The organism is Nonomuraea sp. NEAU-A123 (assembly GCF_018603905.1).
In the GTDB taxonomy this organism is placed as follows: Bacteria; Actinomycetota; Actinomycetes; order Streptosporangiales; family Streptosporangiaceae; genus Nonomuraea.
This window is the reverse complement of sequence record NZ_JAHFZZ010000004.1, coordinates 148,997-165,547: the sequence shown is the minus strand read 5'-3', so window position 1 is coordinate 165,547 and position 16,551 is coordinate 148,997. Positions and strand designations below refer to the sequence as shown.

Below are 16,551 nucleotides of genomic sequence, written 5' to 3'. Positions count from 1 at the left end.
ATCTCGCGCGGTCCCATCTCCATGCGGTCTCATCTCACCCGGTAGTGATAGCGGGCCCGCACCTCGAAGCCCTCGCTTCGATACAGGGCCTGAGCCGCCTCGTTGGGCGCCGTGGTCACCAGATAGGCCGACCGCGCTCCACCGCCCCGTACGAGGGCGCGCAGGACGCTTCTGGCCAGCCCACGGCGGCGCGCCTGCGGCAATGTGGCCATGCAGTAGATCCCGAGCGTCTCCCCCTGCGGCACGCCCCGCCCGACGGCGACGGCCCGGCCGTCCTCCTCGACCGCGGCATACAGGGCGGGCACCCCCTTGCAGATCCGCTCAGCCGCCTCCACGCCCTCGGCATACCGCCCGTCCACGGCCCACCAGGTCTCCAGCCACCCCGGCCAGGGCCGCTCCTCGACCCGCACCTGATGAACAGCCTCCAGCACCCCGCCCCCCACCATGATCACGGTCGGATCGACGACCCCATACCCGCGGGCGGCCAACTCGTCGTCAAGCCCCGGCATGGCCCCCACCCCAACGGAGAACACGCTCCGCTGCCCCTTCTCGGCGTAGAAAGCCTCGGCCGCCTCGATCGCACCGGCGAGATCGGCGGGCCGTTCCAGGGCGAGCACGGAGTTCGCCCGCTTGGTCACGCCGCCGGCGTAACGAAGGATCCAACCGTCGTGCGTCCGCTGCTCATAGGCCGGCCAGGCTTCATGAACAAGCAGGTCAAAGTCCATCCGCGCACCCTACCCAACCGGCTGGACCTGCCATGGAGGCGGCCAAGGACGCGTCGTATCGGCGGCCGGCCACGTGCGGGTTCAGCAGCCGTATTCCTGGAGGCCCCCGGCCCCGGACGGCGGGTGGCGGCCGGCCAGGCTGTGCCGTACAGGATGGGAAAAGAGCGGCGACAACACGGAGCGTGAACCCGCGCACGGCGGGCGTCGATCGCGACCGGCGGTTCTCGCCGCAGAGAGCGGGGGCCTTTCCGCGAGAGCGGGTGGCCTGGCCACCGCAGAAAGCGGGTCGCCACTCCGGCGAGAGCCGGTGGCCTTCTCGGAGAAGGGGCCGACGCCCGCGTTCCTGCACCTGTACGTGGACGGCGCCGACGCCGTGCACCGGCGGGCCGTCGCGGCGGGCAGCACCTCGGTGTCGGATGGTCCTCCCGAGGAGAGGGCAGGTCGGGCGGTCTCACGAGGGGTGCCGGGCATTCACTATGCTGGGGCGTGCTGATTTTGTTGCCGCCTTCGGAGGGGAAGGCCGGGGAAGGCAGTGGTCCCCCCTTGGGGGAGCTTTCGTTCCCCGCCCTGGACAGACCGCGCAAACGCGTGCTGACCGCGCTCATCAGAGCGTCCAAACGGCGTGACGCCCTCGACGTGCTCGGCCTGTCGCCTGGCCTGGCGGGCGAGCTGGCCAAAAACCTGGAACTCCAAACCGCTCCCGCCCTCCCTGCGTCCGATTTGTACACCGGTGTCCTGTACGAGAAGCTCGGTCTCGGCACCTTGACGGACGAGGCCAGGAAGCGGGCCGAGGAGTCGGTGCTCATCTTCTCCGGCCTTTGGGGCGTGTTGCGGATCATCGACCGCATCCCCCCGTACCGGCTGTCGATGGGGGTGAGCCTGCCGGCTCTCGGCGGGCTGGCCGCCTTCTGGCGGCCCAAGGTGTCCAAGGAGCTGGAGCGCCTGGACGGGCTGGTGGTCGACCTGCGTTCGGCCACGTACGCCGGAGCCTGGCAGGCCGGGGAGCGTTCTGTGGCGGTACGGGTGTTCCGTGAGGGCAAGGTGGTCAGCCACATGGCCAAGGCCACCCGTGGCGAGATCGCCCGCACCCTGTTGGAGATCGGGGCAGATCCCGCCACCCCCGGCGACCTGGCCGAGTTCCTCTCCGGCCAGGGCTACGCGGTCCACCTGATCGAGCCCGCCCGCCCCAACCGCCCCTGGACCCTGGACGTCAGCCTGTGAAGTCACCCACGTGGTCGGCCGCCCAGGTCGCGAACGTACGGCCGGGGCGGCCGATCAACCGCTCGAGGTCCGTGGTGATCTCGGCCGGGACCCCGTCGTTCGACTGCCACCAGTCCAGCAACGCGTCGGCGAAGGGTCCGGGGATGTAGTCGGCCATCTCCGCCTTCCACTCCTCGCGTGTGACGTTCTTGATGGCGATGTCTCTGCCGGTCACGTGGCTGAGGATGGCGATCTGCTCGGCGAAGGTGACCGATGCAGGCCCGGTCAGCCAGTACGGCCGGCCGCCCAGCGCCGGGTCGGTAAGCACGGCGGCGGCCGCCTCGGCGACGTCGGCCTCGTGGATGGGGTCGTTGGACGAGTTCGGGTACGGCAGGCTCACGGGGTTACCGGCCTTGACGGTCCAGGACCAGGCCTGCGCGTTGCCGGCGAACGTACCCGGGCGCAGCAGCGTGCTGCGGAAGGAGGCGGCGGTCAGTGCGCGCTCCACGTCCAGGTGGGACTTGGCCATGGGGCTGACCTCGGCGTCCGGGCCGAGTACGGACGAGGACGAGAGCAGCACGATGTGCTCGACTCCGGCCGCGGTCGCCTCCTTGACGAAGTCGTCGATGTGCGCCGGTTCGGCGTACAGGAAGACCGAGGTGACGCCTGCCAGAGCGGCGGGGAACGTCGCGGGGTCGGTGAGGTCGCACGTGGCGATCGACGGGTCGGCCGGCTGCCGGGAGGCCGGGCGGACGGGCAGGCCGCGTCGGCGCAGGAGGGCGATGAGCTCGGTGGCCACGGCGCCGCGAGCACCGGTAACGAGGGTGGTCATATCGGGGATGTGCCTTTCTTGATGATTGATCAGGGCTTGATGGTTTTTGTGCGGGAAGCTCAGCGGTGACGCTTTGTGAGAGCTTGTTCAGCGGCACGGCTGAGCTCCGTGCGAGCTGCTCAGCCGTGGTGGGGCTGGGCCTTGCGGGGCAGGAGCCACACCAGGCCGCAGCAGACGATCGTGGCGACGACCACGACGAGCAGGCTGCCGGTGGCGGCCTCCACCTGGTCGCCGGTACGGAAGTAGACGGTGGTCACGGCGGCGGCACCGATGGCGTTGGCCAGTTGCTGGGTCGCGGTGAGTGCCCCGCTGGCGCTGCCGGCCTCACGTGGGTCGATGTCGCCCAGGGTGACGTCATAGATGGTGCCGAAGCAGGTGCCCATGCCCAGCCCGATGACGAGCGCGGCGAGAACGAGGGGCCAGACGCCGCCCGCGACACCGCAGACGACGGCCAGCAGCCAGCCGGTGCCGACCAGCGCGATGGCCAGCCCGATGACGATCAGGGTCCGGCCGAGCCGGGCGATGAGCTTGTGACAGGCCACCGAGGCGATGACGATCCCCACCGCCACCGGGGCCAGGCCGAGCGCCGCCCGCACGGGCGTGAAGCGCAGGCCGTACTGCATGTACAGCACGAGCACGTACAGCAGGCCGGACACGGCGGCGAAGAAGACGACGCCCAGCACGAGTCCGGCGGTGAAGCCGCGGTTACGCAGCAGCGACGGTTCGATCAGCGGGTTGGCGGCGGTGCGCTGGCGTACGCAGAACAAGCCGAAGAACACCAGCCCACCGGCCAGGCACAGGATCGGGACGAGCGTCCACCCGTGAGCCGAGCCGTCGATCAGGCCGTACAGGAGGCCCACCATGGTCACCGCCAGCACCCCGGCACCCACACCGTCCACCGCCACCCCAGCCGCCCCAGAGCGGCCCTCAGGGCGGCTCCCAGAACGGTTTCCGGAGCGACCCTCGGAGCGATCCCGGTCGTCAGAGCCGGAAATCCGGTCAGCACTGGGGCCCACGCCGGAGCTGGGAGTCCCAACGGAGCGCGCGGCCCCGGTGGAGCGGGAGACGTCCGCAGGATGCGGGCCGTCGGCGGGACGCGGTCCGTCGGCGGGCAGGAGGCGGATGGCGGCCAGGAGTGCGGCGCCCCCGAGCACGATGTTGATCAGGAACATCGCCCGCCACCCCAGCCCACCCAGATCAGCCTCAATCAGAAAGCCGGCCAGCACCGGCCCCCCGACCGAAGAGACGCCGAGCCCAGGGGCGAACACGCTGAAGGCCTTGCCAAGCTGGTCCCGGGGAAAGACCGCGCCCAGAATCCCGAACCCCTGGGGGATCATCAGCGCCCCGAACCCGCCCTGCACCAGCCGGGCACCGATCAGCATGCCGGGGCCGACCGCCAGGCCACAGACGACGGAGGCGAGCGTGAAGCCGGTGATGCCGAGAAGGAAGAGCCGGCGCCGCCCGTAGCGGTCGCCGAGCCGCCCGCCGACCACCAGCAGGACCCCGAGTGCCAGCGCGTAGGCGGCGCCGAGCCACTGGATGAGGGCCGCTCCCCCGCCGAGGTCGGCCGCGATCGTGGGGGCGGCGACGTTGGTGATCGTCGCGTCGAGCAGGTCCAGGACGGCGGCGGCGAGGATGACGGCCAGGACCGCCCACCGCCGGTCCGCCTGGACGGGTGAGGCGCGGATGAGCGTGGACATGCGGATCCCCCCGATAGAATGCGTACGTGACACAAAGAGTGCGCCACGCAAAGATTGCGTGACGCAAGCAAATATGAGGCATGGAGCGACCTGGTGTCAACCCGAGCGGAAACGCTGAAGCAGATCATCGACGAGAGCCAGCGGCATTATGCGGCATATGTCCTGTTTAATCAGGCGCTGGCTGACCATTTGGGCATTCACTCCACCGACCTGCAGTGCGTGGCCCTGCTGGATGTGGAGTCCGGGCCGGTGAGCACCGGCGAGATCGCCCGGCTGACCGGCCTGACGCCCGGCTCCGCCACCCGCCTGGTGGACCGGCTGGAGAAGGCCGGTCTGGTCGTACGGCAGGCCGACCCGGCCGACCGCAGGCGGGCGCTGGTCGCCCTCGTTCCAACGGCCCGGGCCAGGATCGGGAAAGCCTGGGATACGCCGGGCAAGGCGTTCAGCGAGGTGCTGGACGCGTACACGGACGCGGAGCTGGCCGTGATCGCCGACTACCTGCGCCGGGCCACCGCCGTAGGCCGCGCCCAGGCGGAACGCCTCACGCAGGGGACGTAAAACACACAGGGGGGCTTAAACGCACCTGGCCCCGCACAGCGAGCGCTGTGCGGGGCCAGGGGTGAAGCGAGCTTGCGTTAGTCCAGGTAGTCGCGGAGCACCTGGGACCGGGACGGGTGACGCAGCTTGGACATCGTCTTCGACTCGATCTGCCGGATGCGCTCGCGCGTCACCCCGTAGACCTTGCCGATCTCGTCGAGTGTCTTCGGCTGCCCGTCCGTGAGACCGAATCGCATCGACACGACGCCCGCTTCCCGCTCCGACAAGGTGTCGAGAACGGAGTGCAGCTGCTCCTGGAGCAGCGTGAAGCTGACGGCGTCGGCCGGCACGATGGCCTCGGAGTCCTCGATGAGGTCACCGAACTCGCTGTCGCCCTCCTCGCCGAGGGGGGTGTGCAGCGAGATGGGCTCGCGACCGTACTTCTGGACCTCGACCACCTTCTCGGGGGTCATGTCCAGCTCGCGGGCCAGCTCTTCCGGCGTGGGCTCGCGGCCGAGGTCCTGCAGCATCTGCCGCTGAACCCGGGCCAGCTTGTTGATCACTTCGACCATGTGGACCGGGATGCGGATGGTCCGCGCCTGGTCGGCCATGGCCCTGGTGATCGCCTGCCGGATCCACCACGTGGCGTAGGTGGAGAACTTGTAGCCCTTGGTGTAGTCGAACTTCTCGACCGCGCGGATCAGGCCGAGGTTGCCCTCCTGGATCAGGTCCAGGAACAGCATGCCGCGACCGGTGTAGCGCTTGGCCAGCGAGACCACCAGGCGGAGGTTGGCCTCCAGCAGGTGGTTCTTGGCCCGGCGGCCGTCCTCGGCGATCCACTCGAGCTCGGCCCGGACGTCGACCGGCAGGACCTCGGTCTCGCCGCCGCCCAGCTGCTCCTCGGCGAACAGTCCCGCCTCGATGCGCTTGGCCAGCTCGACCTCCTGCTCGGCGTTGAGCAGGGGGACCTTTCCGATCTGCTTGAGGTAGTCCTTGACCGGGTCGGCGGTGGCGCCGGCGGCGGCCACCTGCGCGACCGGCGCGTCATCGTCGTCGTCGGAGAGGATGAGGACCTCGTCCTCGGTCTTCTCCGCGACGGCGACGGCTGCCACGTCGGCGGCCTTGGGCTCGTCCTCGGTGTCGTCGTCGGTTTCCGTAGCGTCCTCGGTCTCGGAGTCGTCCGCGGCGACGATCTCCTCGTCATCGACCACGATGTCTTCGAGGTCTTCGAGGTCGACATCCGCCTCGATCTCGATGTCCTCGTCGTCGTCGACGCCCTCAGGGCTCTTCGGCTTGGTCTCGGCAGGCCCAGCGCTCTCCGGCTTGGCCTTCTTGGCGGGCACGGCCGCCTTCTTCGCCGCCGGAGCGGCCTTCTTGGCGGGAGCCGCCTTCTTGGGGGCGGGCTCGGCTTCGGCGGCGCCCACGACCGCGGTCACGGTCTCAGGCTGCTGCTCTTTGGCGGCCGCTGCGGCCTTGGTCTTGACGGGGGCAGCGGTACGGCGCTTTGCTGGACCACGAGACTTTTTCGGCGCAGCCGAATCCGCGGCGGTCACCACCACGGTCACGCCCTCTTTACTGAGGTTCCGCAAAAATGCGGCGGCGTGAGACATGGGGATGTCCGCCTCCTCGAAGGCCTGACGGACATCCTCAGACTCGAGGAAACCCTGCGAGCGCCCACGCTCGAGCAGTCGCTGAATGACGGGCTCGTTCAGCTCTTGTGGCTTCGAGCGAGTCGAACTTGCAGGCGACACGAACACCTCTCGAACGAACGCGTGGCGACAATGGACCCAGATCCCCGCTGGGGGGCTGTTGCCTCTCTCGGAGAACGATGCGGCCGCGCGGATCGCGACGGACCTGTCCAGCATTCTGGCACGACCTCGCACTCCATACGGCCACCTCCCGGCGGTTGTCTTCCACCCTAGGCCGACCCAGACAGTAGTGCGTACGTAAGCGCGGCACTGATACCCGAAAGCAACCCTTATGACTGATTCATTCAGTCACTCTTCGTGGCGGGCGGCACGTGGATAGCCAGGGCGGTAACGTCATCATCCTGTTCATATCCAGACAGCATGCGGTCAACCAGGAAGTCCAGCAACATATGCGGGCTACTGACGACCTCAGGCGGCGCTTCGGTCACAACACTGCAAAGCTCTGCGAGTCCTGCGTCCAAACCGCGTTTCCGGTTCTCCACCATGCCGTCGGAGTAGAGCACGGCGGTGTGTCCGGGCGGCACCACGAACCGGAACTGCCGGCGGCTGGTCGGCCAGCCCAGCGGCGTGCCGGGCTCGGCGTCGCAGAGGATCGCCGTGCCCTGCGGAGAGACCAGGACGGGCGGCGGATGGCCGGCGAGCGCCAGCGTGCCCTCGCCGGTGACGGGCTCGACCACCATGTAGGCGAGGGTCGTGACCTGCTCTTCCTCTTCGGTGGCCTCGAAGACCCGGTCGAGACCGGTGAGGACGGCCGCGGGCGGCGGGTTGGTCAGCGCGAGGGCGCGCATGGCGTTGCGGATGCGCCCCATGCCCGCCGCGGCCTTCACGCCCTTGCCCATGACGTCGCCGACGACCGCCGCGACCCGGCCGTCCTGCAGCACGAACGCGTCGTACCAGTCGCCGCCGACCTGCACGTGACGGCTGCCCGAGCGGAACCGCTGGGCCAGCACCAGGCCCTTGACCACCGGCAGGCGGTCGGGCAGCAGGCTGCGCTGGAGCGTCTCGGCGGTCTTGTGCTCGCGCTCGAAGAGCGTGGCCCGCTCGACGGCGAGCGCGCACTGACCGGCGAGCGCCTCCAGGAAGACGCCGTCCTCCTGGGAGATCTTCTGCGGCCTCGTGAACGAGAACCGCAGCGCGCCCAGCGCCCGTCCGGCCGCCAGGAGCGGCAGTCCGACCCAGGCCTTCTCGTCACTGTGCGTGAGATAATTGCCCAGCACCTGTTCGTCGCCACCGGCTTCCAGAAGCTGGGACTTCAAGCTGTCAGGCGACTCGGCGAAGACCGGTCTGCGGCTGTTGACCGCCATGGTCATCACGCTGGAGGAGGAGAGCGGGATCTCCTCGCCGGACATGCCCGACGCTTCCGGGACGCCCTCGCCGTTGATCAGCTTGAGCGCGGCGCGGTCGGTGTCGAGCAGCGCGACCGCGGAGCGGTCGGCGGCCAGGGCGGTGCGGCCGACGTCGATGATGACCTGCACCACCTGCTCGACGGTGAGCGCCTCGGCCAGCATCGCGGTCGCGCCCTGCAGGCGCGCCGTGCGCAGGGCCGCGGCGCCGAGCTGGTCGGTCAGCCTGCCGCGCATCTCCTCGGCCTCGCGCTGCGGGGTCACGTCGGTGTTGGCGCCGACCCACTCCACGACCCTGCCATGCCTGATGATGGGGACGGCCCGCACCTCGAAGTGGCGGAAACCGCTGGCCCGGGTGCGCACACGGTAGTTCCACTCGAACATGGTCCGGCCGCGCAGCGCCTCCTTCCAGGCTTCCTCGGTCTGCTGGCGCTCCTCGGGATGGACGGCCTCCAGCCAGCCGACCGCGAGGTATTCCTCCAGCCCCTGCCCGGTGATCGCGCGCCACTGCGGCGCGTCCTCCACCACCGTGCCGGTCGGCGAGGTGATCCACACGAGCTGCGACTGCGCCTCGACCAGCGAGCGGTAGCGCTCCTCGCTGCGCCGCAGGTCCTCTTCGATCTGACGGCTCTCGGTCACGTCGAGGCCGATGAGCGCGATCGCCCGCAGCTCGCCCTCGTCGTCGTGGACCGGTGAGAACGACAGCGACCAGTGCCTGGTCTCGCCTTCGGACGACCGCACGCGTACGCGACTCTCGGTCACCGGAGCGTCGCTCTCGGTGACGGCCTGGACCGCATGGGTGATGAGCTGGCTGAGATCGGCCGTGAGCGTCTCGACGGGCGCGCGGCCGACGAGCCGCTCGGCGGGCACGCCGACGACGTCGGTGAACACGTCGTTGACCAGTTGCACGTGTCCGGCGGCATCGAAGAACGCGAAGGCGAACTCGGCCTCCGACAGCATGCCCTTGAAGAGGGCGGAGTCTGAGATGTCCACATCCGACTCCCGGGGACGGGGAACGGAGGTCTCGGCGCTCATGGTCGGCACCTCCGTCGCGTGCCAGGGTCTCCCACGCGGCACATCTCCATAACTGTGTATCGGCGTAGCGCAGCTCCGGGCGACCGGATTCTGCAGTACATCATCGGCGATGGGCAGGCGCGGACGGAAGCCCCGGCCGCCATACGGTCAACGCATCCTGTCAAAATCGCTCCACGTTGCGCAGCAAGATCAGGCTACTTGGCCTTGGCCGCGCGCTTGGCCTCCTGCTTGGCGGCCCGAACGCGACCCAGTGTGTCGGCGTCGACCACATCCGCTACCGAACGCAACGACCCCTCCTCGCCATAGGGTCCAGCCGCCTCGCGCCATCCTGGCGGTTGAACCCCCATTTGCTTGCCGAGCAATGCCAAAAATATCTGAGCCTTCTGCTTGCCGAAGCCGGGAAGTCCCAGGAGCCGGTTGAGCAGCTCTTTGCCGTCGGCGGCGTCACTCCAGACCCGTTCGGGCTTGCCGTCGTAGTGCTCCACGAGGTAGGCGGCCAACTGCTGGACCCTGTCGGCCATCGACTTCGGGTAGCGGTGCACGGCCGGTTTCGCGGCCAGCAGCGTGGCGAACTCCTCGGGGTCGAGGGCCGCGATCTCCTCCGCGGTGAGGTCATGTCCGAGCCGCTCGGAGATGGTGTGAGGCCCCGTGAACGCCCATTCCATCGGGATCTGCTGATCGAGCAGCATGCCGACGAGCAGGGCAAGCGGACTTCGGCCGAGAAGATCGTCGGCCTCCGTCCGCTGGGCGAGCTGGATGCGCATGGGAACAGCTTCGCACGAATGCGGTTCCGAAGAAGCGAACACAAGCGTTGTAGAGGCTTGACACTCAGCCGAGAAAAGATGAAATGGGAGCGCACGTCGCCCTGCAACCATTCCTGGGGGGTTTGCCCCAGGGCCTCCAGAGGAATCTCACATCTATGCTCGCTCTGGCCACACGCTTCCTCAGGGAGCCGGTCAGTCTCAGGCTGGCCGAAGAGTTCCTGACCATACCCGTGGACACCATCGACCGTTGCGTAGCCGACGTCTGCGCCTGCGCGCAGCATCTCGGCATCTCGCCGACGCCCGATGTCATCGAACGCATCGCCCGCGAACATCTGCTGGCGATCGTCAACTCCGCACCACCGCCCCGGACTCCCCGATAACATCGGGGTCACCAGGCCGCGTTCTACGCACCGTTTCAGCCTGGAATGCGAGAGAGTGAGGGCGTGCGCCGACACCGACGAGATCCCCGGGAGAGCACCCCGCCAGACGATGTGTTCAAGGAGATGGTGCAGGCGGCTCGCGAGCTGCTGGCCGTGCGCAGCCCCCTTGACGCCGAGCTGATGGTCTCCGACATGATCGGAGCCTGGTGGGGCAGGCGCGTCCGGGGTGGTGACGTCGAACAGGTGCTCGGCGAGGGCTTGGTCGACTACGCCGCCAAGGCCGGCACTCCGGCGTCGCTGACGCTGCTCATCTGCCTGGCCTATCTAGGCACGGCCCGCCAGGGCGCCAAGGCCGAGGGCGCGGCGCTGGCGATGATGGAGTCGGGCGTGGCCAGGCCCGGCTGGGCCGAGCGGGTCGGCGCGGTCAAGCCGACCGGCTGCTACGTCTCCCGCGACGCCTACGGCGACCAGGACACGGTGATCTGCACGTTCGGCTACCGCTGGAGCGACGGAGCCCCCGAGGAGCCGGCGGCCGGTGACGCGCCGCCGGTCGTCGAGCGGGAGCAGGACCGGCACGCGCTGGTCATGGTCGTCGATCACAACATGTCGGGCATGGCGCGCGACGCCTGGGTGTCCTCGCAGGTCGACACACTGCTGGACAAGGCCCGCGCCGAGGCGGCCGGCAACGCGATGCTGCTGTTCGAGGAGATCGAGCCCCAGCAGGCCAGGGCGCTGCTGGAGTCGGCCATGAAGGCCACCCGGGAGCCGAAGACCCCGCCGCCGGTCAGCGACAGCTACAGCGCCTTCCACGCCTTCGCCCGCGCCCGGCTCAAGGCCCTCCCGCCGGGCCGCAAGCGCCCCGCTCCCCTGCACATCGAGGCCCCCTACAGCCGCGAGCGGCGGGCGATGCTGGCCGCGGAGTTCCTCGCCTCCGACGCGGCCGAGCACCTGTCCGACCCGTCGGCGGCCTCGCGGTGCGCCGACCACATCATCGACTACGGCTGCGAGCAGGACTTCAACCGGCCGCTGCGGGTGAGCCCGACCAAGTGCGAGACGTTCCTGCTCGACTGGCTGCCGCGCAAGGTGATGTTAAGCGTGGCCGAACAGGAGGCCATGCCGCACGTGCTGTCCGCGTGGGTGCGCTTCGCCGCCCGCCGCACCGGCCTGCCGGAAAGAGGGCTCAAGGCCACGCTCGACGCGGTGTGGGAGGCGACCGGCAAGTTCCCGGAGTCATACCGGGATCCGACCTCGTTCGGCCTGGACCGGCCGCTGCTGGAGCGACTGCTGCCGGACGGCGACCTGTCGGCGCTGGCCAGACGGGCCTTCGCGTTCCCGTTCCTGCAGGGCGTGCACGGCGGTGTCGACCTCGACGCGCTCAACCCGGCCGACGAGGGCGACCGGCGCACGCTGCTGGAGATCGACCACGTCGGCGCCATCGACGAGGAGCACCTGGCCTGGCACGAGGAGATCGCCGCGCGGCTGTGGGACGGCGACCCGCCGCAGCTGTGGGAGGCGGCCCAGCGGCTGCTCGACCTCGGCCACGACCGCCACGACGTGCTGCACGTGCTCATCGAGATCGCCGAGCGCATCGGCGGCGACCCGGACGAGCTCGCCTCCGCCCTCGACGACATCGCCGACATCCCCGACGAGATCTAGTCCGGCGTCCGGCTCTGGCACTGTCCGTCGCGCCGAGGCGGCCGCTACCGCCATGATGGGGAGCATGGTGATCGACCTCAACGCTGATCTGGGCGAAGGCTTCGGCGTGTGGCGGCTGGGCGACGACCTGGCCCTGCTCGACATCGTCACGAGCGCGAACGTCGCCTGCGGATTCCACGCCGGCGACCCGGTGACGATCAGGCGCACCTGCGCGGCCGCCGTGGATCGCGGCGTGGCCATCGGGGCGCAGGTGTCCTACCGCGACCTGGCCCACTTCGGGCGCAGGGAGATGGACGTCGAGCCGGAGGAGCTCTGCGCCGAGGTGCTCTACCAGCTCGCGGCCGTCGACGGCATCGCGCGGGCGATGGGCGGCCGGGTCTCCTACGTCAAGCCGCACGGCGCGCTCTACAACCGCATCTGCCGCGACGAGGTCCAGGCGGCCGCGGTGATCGAGGCCGTGGCCGATTACGACACCTCGCTGCCGGTGCTGACGCTGCCCGGTTCGGTGGTGCACGGCGCCGCCGCCGCCGAGGGCGTGCCGACGATCACCGAGGCGTTCGCCGACCGCGCCTACACGGCCGCCGGGGCGCTGGTCTCGCGGCGCGAGCCCGGGGCGGTGATCCACGACGTCGCCGCGGTCTCCGCCCGCGCCGTGCGGATGGCCGTCGAGGGCCGGGTGACCGCCGTGGACGGCAGCCCGGTGGTGGTCTCCGCCCGGTCCATCTGCGTGCACGGCGACACGCCTGACGCGGTACGGCTGGCGCAGGCCGTACGCGATGGGCTGCTGGAGGCGGGAGTGGTCCTGCAGGCCTTCGCATGATCCGGGTGGCCGGCGAAGCCGGGCTGCTCGTCGAGACCGGGTCGCTGGCGGTGTCGCACCGGCTCGACGCGGCCCTGCGTGCCTCGCGGCCCGCGGGGGTGGTGGAGATCGTGCCGGGGCCCGAGACGGTGCTGGTGGTGGCGCCGGGGGCCGACCAGGGCCTGTTGCGGGCGCGGCTGGACGAGGTGCTCGGTGCGGTGCTCGAGTCGGGGCCGGAGAGCGGGGCTCCGCCCGGGGCTGAGCCGGAGGCCGTGGTCATTCCCGTCGTCTATGACGGGGAGGATCTCGATTCCGTGGCCGAGCTGGCCGGGATTCCGGTGGACGAGGTGATCGCGCGGCACACCGGGCGGGAGCTGGTGGTGGGCTGGCTGGGGTTCGCGCCGGGGTTCGCCTACCTGACCGGGCTGGATCCGGTGCTCCACCTGCCGCGGCTGGCGACGCCGCGCACGTCGGTGCCGGCCGGTTCGGTGGCGATCGCCGGGCCCTACTCCGCGATCTATCCCACCGCCTCGCCGGGTGGCTGGCGGCTGCTGGGCCGTACGTCGACGCGGATCTGGGACGTCGACGCCGACCCGCCGTCGCTGTTGCGGCCCGGCACCCGCGTACGGTTCGAGCCGGCATGATCGAGATTCTCGCGCCCGGCCCCTACGCGACCGTGCAGGACCTGGGCCGGCCCGGCTACGCGCACCTGGGCGTGCCCTGCTCCGGCGCGGCCGACGAGGCGAGCCTGCGGCTGGCCAACCGGCTCGTCGGCAACGCCAAGGAGGCGGCGGGGATCGAGCTGACGTACGGGCGGGCGCGGCTGGCCTTCCACGCGGGCGCCTGGGTCGCGGTCACGGGCGCGCCCTGCCCGCTGACCGTTCGGTCGGCTCTTCCCGTGGGCGCCGGGATGGGGGTGCCGTTCTGGGTGCCGGCCGGGGCCGAGGTGCGGTTCGGGGCGCCCGCGTGGGGGTTGCGGACCTACCTGGCCGTGCGGGGCGGGATCGCCGTCGAGCCGGTGCTCGGCAGCCGGTCCACGGACTCGCTCTCCGGGCTCGGCCCGGCGCCGCTGCGCCAGGGGAGCATGCTCCCGGTGGGTGACTCGGGGAGCCTGGTGGAGATCTCGGTGGATCTGGCGCCCGCCGGGAAGCCGCCGCCCGCCGTCCTGCGGATCGTGCCGGGGCCGCGCGACGACTGGTTCGCGCCGGGGGCGCTGGCCGAGCTCTGCGCGGAGCCGTACGAGGTGAGCCAGGACAGCAACCGCGTGGGGGTACGCCTGCGCGGCCGGGAGCCGGCCCGGGCGCGGGAGGGTGAGCTGCCCAGCGAGGGCATGGTGACGGGGGCGGTGCAGGTGCCGCCGAGCGGGCAGCCGATCATCTTCCTCGCCGACCACCCGCCGACCGGCGGCTACCCGGTGATCGGGGTGGTGCGGGCGGCGGACCTGCCGATCGCCGCGCAGCTCCGGCCGGGCGACCGGGTGCGGTTCACAGTTCGACCTGGCCGGTGACGCACGTGACGGTGGAGCCGCCCACCCAGACCGTCGGCTCCTGACCGCTTTCGGGGCTCTGGCCGGTGGTGACGTGGACGCGTCCGGCGCGGCCCAGCACGGTGCCCTGGCCGGCCACGTAGGGGGCGGTGACGCGGCCGGTGCGCAGCAGCCACTGGGCGACCGAGGCGTTCAGGCTGCCGGTCACCGGGTCCTCGGCCGTGGTGCCGTTGACCGGGAAGAACGCCCGCAGCTCGATCGCGAGCGGCGACCCCTGCGGATAGGGGCCCACCACGCCCAGGTCGATGTCGATCGGCCCGGGACGCAGCGCGAGCACGTCGTCGGCGCTCCGCAGCAGCACCGCCACCCAGCCGGGCCCGTTGTCGGCCCACTCGGCGTCGACGATCTCGTCGCGGCCGATGCCCAGCAGGCCGGCGACGCGCTCGACGAGCGGCTCGTCCACCGGCCCCGACCGCAGCAGCGGGGGCGCGGCGAACGCCAGCCCGCCGTCCGTCCTGCGCAGCGTCACCAGCCCGGCGCCGCACTCCTGCACGACCGACTCCGGCTCCTTCGGCACGCCTCCGGCCTCCAGCCAGGCGTGGCAGGTGCCCAGCGTCGGGTGCCCGGCGAAGGGCAGCTCGGTGGTCGGTGTGAAGATCCGCACCCGGTAGTCGGCGCCGGGCGTGGTGGGGGGCAGGACGAAGGTGGTTTCGGACAGGTTCGTCCAGTGGGCGAACCGCTGCATCGCCTCGGTGCTCAGGCCCTCGCCGTCGAGGACCACCGCGAGGGGGTTGCCCTGGTAGGGCGTGGCAGTGAAGACGTCAACTTGCCGGAATGGGCGCAACATGCGGTCAGTCTCTCAAAGCGGTCTTGGGGGTGGCGCGCATGCCGACGTACACGCACTCGGTGCCGTTGGTCAGGGTGGAGAAGACCACGGGCATGTAGTCCTCGCTGAAGGAGGGGCCCGCACCGGAGGCGGCGAAGACCGTCTCCGTGACCGGCTCCAGGGTCATCTCGAGGGGCGGGGAGAGGTCCTTCATGCCGTCGACGAACTCGTAGCGCATGTGCGCCCTGCCGTCGTCCTGGCGCGTGACGGTGATGACGACGCCCTCGCGCCGGTACGTGCCGAGCAGCGGCGCCAGGTCGATCGCGGGGGGCTCGGCGGCCGGGAGGAAGGGGGCGGGCATCCGCACTCCGGCGAGTTCGCCGAGCAGTTCCCGGAACAGCTCGGCGTACAACTGGCGGGCACCGCCGCCGTTGGTCAGCAGGACGACGGCCACGCCCGCGTGCGGGACGACGCGCAGGTAGGCGTACTGGCCGATGGCGGCGCCGTCGTGGCCGTAGCCGGGTATGCCGTCCCAGTCGTACAGGGTCCAGCCCAGGCCCCAGCCGTCGGCACTGACGGTCCACTTGTCGGGCACGTCCACCTCGCGGCGTTGCATGGCGGCGACGGCGTCGGCGGACAGCACGCCGTCGCCGCCGTTGAGGTGCATCTGGGCGAAGCGCACCATGTCGGCGGCGGAGCTGATGACCCGGCCGTAGGGGCCCGCCGAGCGCGGCATCAGGTCCCAGTCGGGCGCGGGCTCGGGGTCCTGTCCGGACTCGCCCAGGTGGCTCATCGCCGCACGGAACCGGAGCGCCTCCTCGGGCAGCGTCATCGAGTGGTCGAGCCCGAGCGGGGTGAAGATCCGGTCCTTGAGCGCCTGGTCCCAGGTCTGGCCGGTCAGCACCTCGATGACGCGGCCCAGCACGTTGTATCCGAGGCTGCCGTACGAGATCGCGGTGCCGGGCGGGCAGTCCAGCGGCACGTTCCGGGCGGCCTGGACATAGCGGGCCAGGCAGTCGTCACCACGGCCGGCGTCGTAGGTGAAGTCGTTGGTCACACCGCCGGTGTGGGAGAGCAACTGGCGGGGCGTGATGGTCTTGGTGGCCTCGGGGTCGGGGGTGGCGAACTCCGGCAGCACGTCCACCACCGGCGCGTCCAGGTCCAGCGCGCCGGAGTCGGCCAGTTGCATCACCAGCGTGGCGGTGTAGACCTTGGCGATCGAGCCGGACAGGAACACCGAGTCGGTCGTCGCCTCCACCCCGGTCCCCCGGTGCAGCACCCCGCTGGCCAGCTCGTGGATCCGGCCGTCGACCAGCACGGCCAGCGACGCGCCCGGCACGTGGTGGGCGGCGCGCAGCTCGTCCAGCCGCGCCTGCCAGCGGTTCACGTTCGTCGGCATCTGGCTTCTCCTCAAGTGTGCGTACACGGTGCCCTTGATGCGAACACTGTACGCATATGGGTTCGACGTACGCAACTTGGCTGAGCGGAAACGGTCCGGGCATAGTGTGGTTACGTCGGCTCAGTCCTGGCGACAGGGTGGCCTCGAGAGCCTGAGCCGG

Annotated in this window: 16 protein-coding genes; 8 read left to right on the top strand and 8 right to left on the bottom strand. The window is 70.6% G+C overall.

The annotated features are described in order from the left end of the window. Positions 1-29: 29 nt before the first annotated feature. The gene (locus KLK06_RS13030) at positions 30-725 is read right to left on the bottom strand and encodes an N-acetyltransferase (RefSeq protein ID WP_214635680.1); all 696 of its coding nucleotides are present in this window, start codon (positions 723-725) and stop codon (positions 30-32) included. 307 nt (positions 726-1,032) lie between these two features. Between KLK06_RS13030 and KLK06_RS13025 the strand changes: the two genes are divergently transcribed. Both KLK06_RS13025 and KLK06_RS13020 read left to right on the top strand, forming a co-directional pair. Further along, the gene (locus KLK06_RS13025) at positions 1,033-1,218 is read left to right on the top strand and encodes a hypothetical protein (protein WP_214635679.1); all 186 of its coding nucleotides are present in this window, start codon (positions 1,033-1,035) and stop codon (positions 1,216-1,218) included. Further along, the gene (locus KLK06_RS13020) at positions 1,212-1,946 is read left to right on the top strand and encodes a peroxide stress protein YaaA (protein WP_214635678.1); all 735 of its coding nucleotides are present in this window, start codon (positions 1,212-1,214) and stop codon (positions 1,944-1,946) included. Before KLK06_RS13025 ends, KLK06_RS13020 begins: the two co-directional genes overlap by 7 nt. Here the strand turns inward: KLK06_RS13020 and KLK06_RS13015 are convergent. Both KLK06_RS13015 and KLK06_RS13010 read right to left on the bottom strand, forming a co-directional pair. Continuing rightward, complete coding sequence (locus KLK06_RS13015; protein ID WP_214635677.1) at positions 1,936-2,757, bottom strand: NAD(P)H-binding protein; 822 nt, start codon at positions 2,755-2,757, stop codon at positions 1,936-1,938. The two genes, KLK06_RS13020 and KLK06_RS13015, sit on opposite strands and share 11 nt — an antisense overlap. Before the next feature lie 119 nt (positions 2,758-2,876). Then, positions 2,877-4,457, bottom strand: a complete 1,581-nt coding sequence (locus KLK06_RS13010) for an MFS transporter (protein ID WP_250905350.1) — start codon at positions 4,455-4,457, stop codon at positions 2,877-2,879. 93 nt (positions 4,458-4,550) lie between these two features. Between KLK06_RS13010 and KLK06_RS13005 the strand changes: the two genes are divergently transcribed. Beyond that, positions 4,551-5,015 carry a MarR family transcriptional regulator gene (locus KLK06_RS13005; RefSeq protein ID WP_308168220.1) on the top strand — a complete coding sequence of 155 codons (465 nt, stop codon included), beginning with the start codon at positions 4,551-4,553 and terminating at the stop codon, positions 5,013-5,015. A 77-nt stretch (positions 5,016-5,092) separates the two neighbouring features. Here the strand turns inward: KLK06_RS13005 and KLK06_RS13000 are convergent, their stop codons facing one another. From KLK06_RS13000 to KLK06_RS12990, 3 genes are all read right to left on the bottom strand, one after another. Next, the gene (locus tag KLK06_RS13000; protein WP_214635676.1) at positions 5,093-6,745 is read right to left on the bottom strand and encodes an RNA polymerase sigma factor; all 1,653 of its coding nucleotides are present in this window, start codon (positions 6,743-6,745) and stop codon (positions 5,093-5,095) included. 242 nt (positions 6,746-6,987) lie between these two features. Next, the gene (locus KLK06_RS12995; RefSeq protein WP_214635675.1) at positions 6,988-9,081 is read right to left on the bottom strand and encodes a SpoIIE family protein phosphatase; all 2,094 of its coding nucleotides are present in this window, start codon (positions 9,079-9,081) and stop codon (positions 6,988-6,990) included. A gap of 194 nt (positions 9,082-9,275) precedes the next feature. After that, entirely contained in the window at positions 9,276-9,845 is a 570-nt protein-coding gene (locus tag KLK06_RS12990) for an HhH-GPD-type base excision DNA repair protein (protein WP_214635674.1), read from the bottom strand. A gap of 155 nt (positions 9,846-10,000) precedes the next feature. On the opposite strand from KLK06_RS12990, the gene KLK06_RS12985 reads away from it, so the two are divergent. From KLK06_RS12985 to KLK06_RS12965, 5 genes are all read left to right on the top strand, one after another. Continuing rightward, positions 10,001-10,225, top strand: a complete 225-nt coding sequence (locus KLK06_RS12985; RefSeq protein WP_214635673.1) for a hypothetical protein — start codon at positions 10,001-10,003, stop codon at positions 10,223-10,225. 123 nt (positions 10,226-10,348) lie between these two features. Further along, positions 10,349-11,881, top strand: coding sequence for a hypothetical protein (locus KLK06_RS12980; RefSeq protein ID WP_214636150.1), 1,533 nt, complete (start codon positions 10,349-10,351; stop codon positions 11,879-11,881). A 64-nt stretch (positions 11,882-11,945) separates the two neighbouring features. Then, the gene (locus KLK06_RS12975) at positions 11,946-12,701 is read left to right on the top strand and encodes a LamB/YcsF family protein (RefSeq protein ID WP_214635672.1); all 756 of its coding nucleotides are present in this window, start codon (positions 11,946-11,948) and stop codon (positions 12,699-12,701) included. Then, a complete protein-coding gene (locus KLK06_RS12970) occupies positions 12,698-13,324 on the top strand; it encodes an allophanate hydrolase subunit 1 (protein WP_214635671.1) in 627 nt (208 codons plus the stop codon). Before KLK06_RS12975 ends, KLK06_RS12970 begins: the two co-directional genes overlap by 4 nt. Next, on the top strand, positions 13,321-14,187 hold the full coding sequence (locus KLK06_RS12965; protein WP_214635670.1) for a biotin-dependent carboxyltransferase family protein: 867 nt from the start codon (positions 13,321-13,323) through the stop codon (positions 14,185-14,187). Before KLK06_RS12970 ends, KLK06_RS12965 begins: the two co-directional genes overlap by 4 nt. Here the strand turns inward: KLK06_RS12965 and KLK06_RS12960 are convergent. Next, positions 14,165-15,013: a PhzF family phenazine biosynthesis protein gene (locus KLK06_RS12960; RefSeq protein ID WP_214635669.1), complete on the bottom strand. Its 849-nt coding sequence runs from the start codon at positions 15,011-15,013 to the stop codon at positions 14,165-14,167. The two genes, KLK06_RS12965 and KLK06_RS12960, sit on opposite strands and share 23 nt — an antisense overlap. Positions 15,014-15,017: 4 nt before the next feature. Further along, a complete protein-coding gene (locus KLK06_RS12955; protein ID WP_214635668.1) occupies positions 15,018-16,391 on the bottom strand; it encodes a serine hydrolase in 1,374 nt (457 codons plus the stop codon). Positions 16,392-16,551: the final 160 nt, after the last annotated feature.

Coding starts and splice junctions, on each gene's coding strand:
- KLK06_RS13030 (WP_214635680.1), bottom strand. CDS start 725: ATGGACTTTGACCTGCTTGTTCATGAAGCCTGGCCGGCCTATGAGCAG.
- KLK06_RS13015 (WP_214635677.1), bottom strand. CDS start 2,757: ATGACCACCCTCGTTACCGGTGCTCGCGGCGCCGTGGCCACCGAGCTC.
- KLK06_RS13010 (WP_250905350.1), bottom strand. CDS start 4,457: ATGTCCACGCTCATCCGCGCCTCACCCGTCCAGGCGGACCGGCGGTGG.
- KLK06_RS12995 (WP_214635675.1), bottom strand. CDS start 9,081: ATGAGCGCCGAGACCTCCGTTCCCCGTCCCCGGGAGTCGGATGTGGAC.
- KLK06_RS12990 (WP_214635674.1), bottom strand. CDS start 9,845: ATGCGCATCCAGCTCGCCCAGCGGACGGAGGCCGACGATCTTCTCGGC.
- KLK06_RS12985 (WP_214635673.1), top strand. CDS start 10,001: ATGCTCGCTCTGGCCACACGCTTCCTCAGGGAGCCGGTCAGTCTCAGG.
- KLK06_RS12980 (WP_214636150.1), top strand. CDS start 10,349: ATGGTGCAGGCGGCTCGCGAGCTGCTGGCCGTGCGCAGCCCCCTTGAC.
- KLK06_RS12975 (WP_214635672.1), top strand. CDS start 11,946: ATGGTGATCGACCTCAACGCTGATCTGGGCGAAGGCTTCGGCGTGTGG.
- KLK06_RS12970 (WP_214635671.1), top strand. CDS start 12,698: ATGATCCGGGTGGCCGGCGAAGCCGGGCTGCTCGTCGAGACCGGGTCG.
- KLK06_RS12965 (WP_214635670.1), top strand. CDS start 13,321: ATGATCGAGATTCTCGCGCCCGGCCCCTACGCGACCGTGCAGGACCTG.
- KLK06_RS12960 (WP_214635669.1), bottom strand. CDS start 15,013: ATGTTGCGCCCATTCCGGCAAGTTGACGTCTTCACTGCCACGCCCTAC.
- KLK06_RS12955 (WP_214635668.1), bottom strand. CDS start 16,391: ATGCCGACGAACGTGAACCGCTGGCAGGCGCGGCTGGACGAGCTGCGC.